The sequence below is a fragment of the Frankia sp. EI5c genome (assembly GCF_001636565.1).
In the GTDB taxonomy this organism is placed as follows: domain Bacteria; phylum Actinomycetota; class Actinomycetes; order Frankiales; family Frankiaceae; genus Parafrankia.
In genome coordinates this window covers 89,599-96,671 of sequence record NZ_LRTK01000035.1, presented here as the reverse complement: position 1 = coordinate 96,671, position 7,073 = coordinate 89,599, and the positions used below count along the sequence as shown (strand labels likewise).

At 69.2% G+C, this 7,073-nt stretch carries 7 protein-coding genes and 2 pseudogenes; 7 read left to right on the top strand and 2 right to left on the bottom strand.

Going from position 1 to position 7,073, the window contains the following annotated elements; translation table 11 throughout:
• Positions 1–141: 141 nt before the first annotated feature.
• Positions 142–436 (bottom strand): annotated as a pseudogene (locus tag UG55_RS38375) (Uma2 family endonuclease); the annotation flags it as partial.
• A 188-nt stretch (positions 437–624) separates the two neighbouring features.
• Between UG55_RS38375 and UG55_RS46300 the strand changes: the two are divergent.
• From UG55_RS46300 to UG55_RS45485, 3 genes and pseudogenes are all read left to right on the top strand, one after another.
• Positions 625–2,257, top strand: a pseudogene (locus UG55_RS46300) (serine/threonine-protein kinase); the annotation flags it as partial.
• 323 nt (positions 2,258–2,580) lie between these two features.
• Positions 2,581–3,048 carry a GNAT family N-acetyltransferase gene (locus UG55_RS17610; protein ID WP_066070208.1) on the top strand — a complete coding sequence of 156 codons (468 nt, stop codon included), beginning with the start codon at positions 2,581–2,583 and terminating at the stop codon, positions 3,046–3,048.
• Positions 3,049–3,265: 217 nt separating this feature from the next.
• The gene (locus UG55_RS45485) at positions 3,266–3,391 is read left to right on the top strand and encodes a hypothetical protein (protein ID WP_255360498.1); all 126 of its coding nucleotides are present in this window, start codon (positions 3,266–3,268) and stop codon (positions 3,389–3,391) included.
• A 226-nt stretch (positions 3,392–3,617) separates the two neighbouring features.
• On the opposite strand, the gene UG55_RS17600 is transcribed toward UG55_RS45485, so the two are convergent.
• Positions 3,618–4,409: an exodeoxyribonuclease III gene (locus UG55_RS17600; protein ID WP_066070204.1), complete on the bottom strand. Its 792-nt coding sequence runs from the start codon at positions 4,407–4,409 to the stop codon at positions 3,618–3,620.
• A 238-nt stretch (positions 4,410–4,647) separates the two neighbouring features.
• Here UG55_RS17600 and UG55_RS17595 point away from each other — a divergent pair, with 238 nt between their 5' ends.
• The 4 genes from UG55_RS17595 (at position 4,648) to UG55_RS17580 (ending at position 6,618) form a co-directional block, all read left to right on the top strand.
• The gene (locus tag UG55_RS17595) at positions 4,648–4,884 is read left to right on the top strand and encodes an AbrB/MazE/SpoVT family DNA-binding domain-containing protein (RefSeq protein WP_066070202.1); all 237 of its coding nucleotides are present in this window, start codon (positions 4,648–4,650) and stop codon (positions 4,882–4,884) included.
• The gene (locus UG55_RS17590) at positions 4,881–5,153 is read left to right on the top strand and encodes a hypothetical protein (protein WP_242424678.1); all 273 of its coding nucleotides are present in this window, start codon (positions 4,881–4,883) and stop codon (positions 5,151–5,153) included. The genes UG55_RS17595 and UG55_RS17590 overlap by 4 nt, the downstream gene beginning before the upstream one ends.
• A 4-nt stretch (positions 5,154–5,157) precedes the next feature.
• On the top strand, positions 5,158–5,679 hold the full coding sequence (locus UG55_RS17585; RefSeq protein ID WP_066070199.1) for a MarR family winged helix-turn-helix transcriptional regulator: 522 nt from the start codon (positions 5,158–5,160) through the stop codon (positions 5,677–5,679).
• 102 nt (positions 5,680–5,781) lie between these two features.
• The gene (locus UG55_RS17580) at positions 5,782–6,618 is read left to right on the top strand and encodes an SDR family NAD(P)-dependent oxidoreductase (protein ID WP_066070196.1); all 837 of its coding nucleotides are present in this window, start codon (positions 5,782–5,784) and stop codon (positions 6,616–6,618) included.
• Positions 6,619–7,073 lie beyond the last annotated feature (455 nt).

Here is a 7,073-nt window from a genome sequence, read left to right as displayed (position 1 = left end):
GCGAGACGGTCAAACTGCTGGTCAACGGCCACAGCTACGAATTTCGTGTCCGATCCAGCAACGGTAACGGCGAAGCTGACTACTCCAACACCGCCTCCGCTGTTCCCGGCTCGTAGCTGGTGTGGCGGGCCGTCGCAGAGCGGGCGTGGCGCCGGCCGTGCTTGCTCGGTACCCGACGATGTCGGGCCGGCGGACGGTGAGGGGCACGTCGCGGAAGCGAACATCGAAGTCGAGGTCAGCGAACCACTCCGGTGCCCCTGCGGCCTCCAGGGCGACAGCCACGTTCTTGGCGATCCGGTTATGTCGGAGGGAGGCGCTCGGGACCATAACCGTCCACAATCTCGATATCCCTGGACTGCTCCACTGACAGCGTGTCGTACAGCTCCGCTGTGATCTGCTGGTGCATCCAGGCGGAAGGGATGATCTCCGCGGTCACGACGCACCTCCCAGACTCGGCCCCGGACCGGTACCCCATCCCGAGCCCAGCTCGCCGGCCGGATCAGCCGCGCCGTCCGGACGCGGCTGATCGGACACAGTTACGATGATCCGTCGAATGCCGTGCGCGCGAGGGGATTTCGATTTCGGGATGCTGGACAACGGCGGCCGCGAGGCATCTCCCAGCGCATGATCGAAGATGGGGACCGGGCGCGGATCGCGGCGGCGCTCCCCGGCTACGAGCTCGGTGCCTGGCTGGGGCGGGGGGCGTTCGGGCGGGTCCTGGCTGCCCGGCACCGGGAACTCGATCACAAAATCGCCATCAAGGTCCTGTCTTCCGACCACGATGAAGCCGCCGAACGCAGTCGAACCGAGGCGCGCCTGCTGGCCCGGTTGAAGCATCCCCACATCGTCCAGATCTACGACGCCGTCACTGACGGCGACCTTTATCTGATCGTCATGGAACTGCTCGGCGGAGGCACGCTGAGCCGCCGCCGCGCGGACATGGCCGGGGAGACGGCCTGCGCGGTGGGTCTGGCGGTAGCCGCCGGGCTGTCCTGTGCCCACGCCCGGGGAGTACTGCACCGAGACATCAAACCCGCCAACATCCTGTTCGATACCGCTGGCGTTCCCAAGGTCACCGACTTCGGTATCGCGAAGATTATGGAGGGAGCGGCAGCAACCGCCAGCACGGTTATAGGAACCCCGCTGTACATGGCTCCCGAGCAGTTCGAGGCCGGCCGGCTCGGCCCGGCCGTCGATCTGTACGCGCTGGGTGTGCTGCTCTACCAGTTGTTGACAGGGGCACCGCCGTTCGACCCGGCCCTGTCTGCTCCGGCACTGATGCGCCACCACCTCACGGTTCCTCCACAGCGGCCGGCCGGGGTGCCTGATCCAGTGGCCGAGGCGGTGATGGCATGCCTGGCGAAGGACCCCGCCGACCGGCCCCCGTCCGCGCACGACTTCGCGGTGGAGCTGGCCGGCGCCGCCGCCGCCGCATACGGGCCGGGTTGGACCCTCCGGGCCGGGATCGGGCTGCATCTCGACGAAGACATCCGCGCCGCCTCGGACCAGGCCACCAACCCCCGCCGCCGGAAGACGAATCAGGCCGGTGACCGGGCCGCCCCATCTGACGCCGCCGACCATTCGGCCCTCCCGGCGTCAGATGGTGCCGTCTCGGGTACCGGCCCGCCCGCGCCGCCGCGCGACGGCCGAACGCCCCCATCCGACTCTTCCGGACTCGTGAATTCGCCGTGGGCCCCGGACGGTGACCGGGGCCCACGGGAACCGGAAGTGGGGGAATCCCGGCAGCGAACTGGCCAGCCGGCGAGCGTGACTGGCGCGGGCGGCGCGAACGCGGCTCGACGGAGTCGCGGATCCCGCGGATCCCGCGGATCCCGCGGATCCCGCGGTGGGAGCAGGTCACGACGTTGGCTGAGGTTTCCGCTGCTCGCCGGGGCCGGCCTGGTGATCGCCGTGATCACCACGGTGTTGCTGGTGAGCGGTTCCAAACCGGACAGTCCGCGCTCACCCGCCACCGCCGGCGGCACGACTGGGAACGACCCGAGCGCGACCCCGGCCACGACACCGACCAGCGGGCAGTCCCGGGAGCAGCGGTGGCGGGCTGTTCTCGACGAGCTCACCATCGCGCGGAGCAGGGCCTTCGAGCAGGCGGACGAGGACGCGCTGGAAGCTGCGGACGCACCGGGCAGCCCGGCGCTGGAGGCGGACCGGGCGACCCTCCGCGAGCTGGTCAAGCGGGGAGCGCACTCCTCTCCCGTGCGCATCGAAATCGTGGATCTCGTCATCCTCTCGGAGGGCANGGATGAGACCGTCCTGCGGGTCACCTGGAACGCGGGGGGTTACGACTTTCTCGACGACTCCGGCGAGGTGCTGGCCATCGAGCCGGCGCGGCCGCTGCAGAAAGGTGATCTGACCCTGCGGCGGACGGGGGAAAGCTGGCGGATCGCCGGCCGGGCCCCCGTTGCCGACGTTACTGTCGAATAGTGGCATCCTCCCTGAACTCCGTATCGATTTCGACTGCCAATCAGCGAGGCTGAGAGCAAAAGGCGCCGACCGGGCCCACTCCGCCCCGCGGCGGAAATTGAGGTGCGTACGCGGCCGCGAACTGGCAGCCTCGCAGTCATGGAGATGCCGGCTGGCTTCGAGATCGACGACGATCCCGAGCGGATCGACCGCGACGTGGTCTGGACCGTCCTGTCGACCGAGGTCTACTGGGATCTCTGGCGTGAACGCTCACACGTCGAGGCGCAGCTGGACAGTGCCTGGCGGCTCGTCGGTGCGTACGAGGTCACCACCGGTCGGCAGGTCGGTTTCGCCAGGGCGATCTCGGACGGCGTCTCGTTCGCCTACCTCGCCGACCTGGTGGTGACGGCCGATGCCCGTGGGTGCGGGCTGGGCAAGGCGCTGGTCGCGGCCATGATCGAGGATGGCCCCGGGGCCGAGTTCGAGTGGCTGCTGCACACCAAGGACGCCCACACGCTGTACGAGCGGTTCGGTTTCCGGATCCCCGGGCGCACCGTCATGGAGCGGGGGAGCCCGCGCGAGCCCGACTACGAGGCGGTGCCACGCGCCGATTCCGCGCGGCGATAGCGGTGGGTCTCAGTCCTCGCGGTGGTCGTCCCGCTTCCAGGTCGCGACCGGCTGGTCGGCCCCGCACTCAATCCTGATTTCGAGCTCGCCGGCGGATCCGGTGAACCTGACCTCCGCCTCTCGTCCCGGCCCCGGTCTGGTCCTTTCCACGGCGTAGCCCTGGGCGGGAGTGATTGCGCCGAGGGTTACCCGGCCTCCGGCGCACCGGGCGACGACGGTGCCGCGGATCGTGCCGTGTGCCCAGCTGACGGCGACACTGCGCCGCGAGCTGGACCGGTTGGAGCGGCAGGCGGCGCACCTTGATCGAGTCCGTTCCCTGATCTCGGCGATGCTCGCGGCCTGAGCGGGTCCGGTCTGGCGGCCGCACCGGGCTGATCGCCTACGGCCTACGGAACACCCCGAGCGGGCACCAGCCTTGGTGGATGGGGGCGGGGGNCGCGCGGCTCGCCGTGTCCACGGCCAACGATCTCGCCAGCGCATTGAAGTTTAGGGGGTCAGACTTTAACCGACTGCTTGATCATTAAAGGTTGTGGTGTGCCAGCGGATCCCGCTGGAGTGGGTGTGGCCGGCTATACGCCGAAATCGGCGTAGACGGGCGCGTGGTCGCTCCAGCGTTGGTCGTAGGACGGTGCCCGGTCGACGGCGGTGGTCAGGAGCCGGTCGGCGAGTTGGCCGCTGGAGATCAGGTAGTCGATGCGCCAGCCGGCGTCGGTGTCGAAAGCCCGGCCTCGCCATGACCACCAGGTGTAGGGGCCGGGTCGTTCTCCGGAGAACCGTCGCACCAGATCCACGAAGCCGTCCTCGGTGAACAGCTGGTCGAGCCAGGCGCGTTCCGGGGGGAGGAAACCGGCCTTCTTCAGGTTGCCTTTCCAGTTCTTCAAATCGATTTCGCGGTGGCAGATGTTGAAGTCGCCGCAGACGAGTACGTGCCGGCCGTCGGCGGCCAGCTTCGCCATGCGTTCGCGGATCGCGGCGAGGAAGCGGTACTTCTCGTCCTGCAGAGGTGTGTCCGCCTCACCGGTGTGCACGTACACGGACACGACTGTCAGCAGACCGGGATCGCCCGCCAGGGAGAAGTCCGCCTCCACCCAGCGGCCGGTGCCGGTGAAGTCGCCGAGTCCGGCGCGGACGTCCACGGGAGCCAGCCGGGACAGGACCGCGACCCCGGCCCGGCCCTTGGCCGTCGACGCCTCGTGGAGGATGTGCCAGTCGGGCCCGACCGCGTCCGCCAGGATCGTGTCGTCGGCGCGCACCTCCTGCACGCACAGGATGTCCGGGCGTCTGGCCTCCAGCCAGGCGTCCATTCCGCGACGCCTGGCCGCGCGAATGCCGTTCACATTGACTGTCGCCACCCTGAGCACCGCGCCCCGGCCTCCTCGCCCGTCCGCTTTCCACCATGGAAGCAGGCTGGAAATCCCTGGCCTCGGGCGCGTACCCCCTGTAGGCGCATCGTGACCGGTCGAAGACGTTTCCGCGTCGGCGGGCCGCGGGCTTCGAGGTGGACCGGCCGGGCCGGGAAGGTGACAGGGGCTGGATGCCNTCCTCGATGTAGCGATCTTTCGACCAGGAGTGATGGGATCGGGCTGGTATCGTTCTCCCATGGAAGCGGTTGTCGATCAGGCGGGTCGGATCGTGCTGCCCAAGTCGATCCGCGACGCGTTGGGTCTGCTTCCCGGTACGAAGGTGGATATCTCGCCCTACGGTGCCGGTGTGCAGGTCGTGCCCGCTGGCAGAACCGCGCGCCTGGTCGAGGAGAACGGCGTGCTTGTGTCGGCCGGCAACACGCCTGTCGATGACGACATCCTGTTCGGCCTCATCGACGCCGGTCGTAAATGACCACCGCGGTCGACACGAGTGTCCGACTCGCCGGGCCGGATGCCGCACGCCTGCTCGACGCCCGGTTCGCCGCGCCGCTCGGGCTGAGCGGCCCGCAGGCCCAGCGGGTTCACACGACGTTGAGCCGTCTCGGCGTCGTCGGGGGTGCCGTCTATGACGGCTTGGTGGCCTTGGCCGCGAAGGAGCACGATCTGGCTCTCGCGACGAGAGACGCGCGTGCGCGCGGCACCTATGACGCGGTCGGCGTCAAGGTCATCGTCGTCGCGTGACGCGGTGAGTTCCGCCGAGCCACTGCCGTCCCGGGTGCCCGTTCAGACACCGCTGGAGCGGCTGGAGGCCGGTATCGCGGCGGTTGCCCGGTGGAGCGAGAGCAGGCACATCCGGATGGAGATCGCCCGGCGCTCGGGGTGCGCCCTGCCGCCGAGCGAGCTGCGGCTGCTGGAGTTCTTCGACCTGGTGGAGCCGCTGCGGATTTCCCATGTCGCCGAGTGCCTGCAGATCGACGTCTCCACCGTGTCGATCCAGCTGCGACAGCTCCGGGAAAGGCATCTTGTCGAGGCGATACCCGTCGAGGGAGATCGTCGTGCGGTTCTGATCGCCATCACCGCGGAGGGCCGCGAGACTGTCGGACGGGTGCGCTCCGCCCGGCGCGACCTCCTGTGGACGGTGTTCGCCGAAACCCCCGACGACCAGCTTGAGCAGGTGGCGAGCCTGCTGCTGCGCGTTCAGGAGCACATGCTCGACGGCCTGCGGGCCAAGCTCCGGGCCGGCGGAGACGCGGAGTGCCTCTCCTGATCGCCACCGCGCGGGGCAGATGCTTTGATGGTTCAAAGTATCTCCTCGGGTGGCCCGGCCGGTCGTCGGGCGGCCGGTCTTCAGGGATGGGAGAACCAGCGGATGGCTACGGCAGTGATCACGGGCGGTACCGACGGCATCGGCGCGGGACTCGCCGCGGAGTACCTCCGCCGCGGGTTCGAGGTAGTCGTCATCGGGCGGAACGAACGCAGGGGCGCGGCATTCGCCTCCGCCGGCGAACGCGCCCGGTTCATCCGCGCCGACCTGCGCGGAGTGGCCGAGAACCGCCGCCTGGCCGAACGGCTTTCCGAGCGGTACCCGGCGATCGACGTTCTGGTGCTCGGTGCGCGGTACCACCAGCCGAACCGGGTCGTGACCAGCGACGGGTTCGAAAGCAATTTCGCGCTGTTCTATCTCAGCCGGTTCCTGCTCAGCCACGGCCTGGTCGGCCCGCTGAGCCGGGCCGACAACCCGGTTGTGCTCAACTTCGGCGGCGCCGGCCAGACCGGCCCGGCCCGATGGGACGACATCCAGCTTGAGCACGCCTATCACGGCGTCGGCGCGATGGGGCACGCCGGACATCTCAACGATCTGCTCGGGGTTGACTTCGTCAACACCTACGCCGACGCGGGCATCCGGTACGTCCTGAACCATCCCGGGGTGGTGGCGACGAGTTTCGCCGGGGAGTACGACCGGGTGACCGCGGCGCAGATCGAGCAGCTGAAGGCGATCGGAAAGCCGGTGTCGACCGCCGTCGACCAGATTCTGCCGTTCCTCGAGTCGCCCGGTGAGGAACGGCTGACCGCCGTGATGGAAGGCCGCAGCGTGCCGCTGGAGCCGAATTCCCGGTATCTCGACGACGCCCGCCGGCTGCGCCGCCTCACCGCCGACCTGCTCGCACGGTTCGACCGCAGCCGCGCCCAGTCGGTTTCCAGGTGAACCGCGACCAAGAGAGCGAGGTTGACGTGCGAAGCCTGAGGTCGACGTCCAAGGGCTGAGGTTGATGTTCAGTCGTCGTCGTGATCGTCCAGTTTCCAGGTCATGACGGGCTGGCCGTCGCCGCATTCGATTCTCATCTCGACGTCCCCGGCTGATCCGGTGAATCTGACCTCCGCCTCGCGGGCTGGTCCGCGTTCGGACCTCTGTACGGCGTAGCCCTGGGCCGGNGTGATCGTGGTGAGGGTGACCTGGTCTCCGTCGCACCGGCTGACCGCCGTGCCGCCAGGTGTGCTGAGCGCGCGGGCGGCCATCCCGCCGTTCGCACCCGCACCCGCACCCACGCCCACGCCCACACCGGAACCCGGGGACGGGTCGGCCGCGGACCTCAGCGGCGACGGGGACGAGGAGGTCGTGAGCGGTGCCGGGGAGGTGGACGTCGGGGCGGCGAGGTCCTG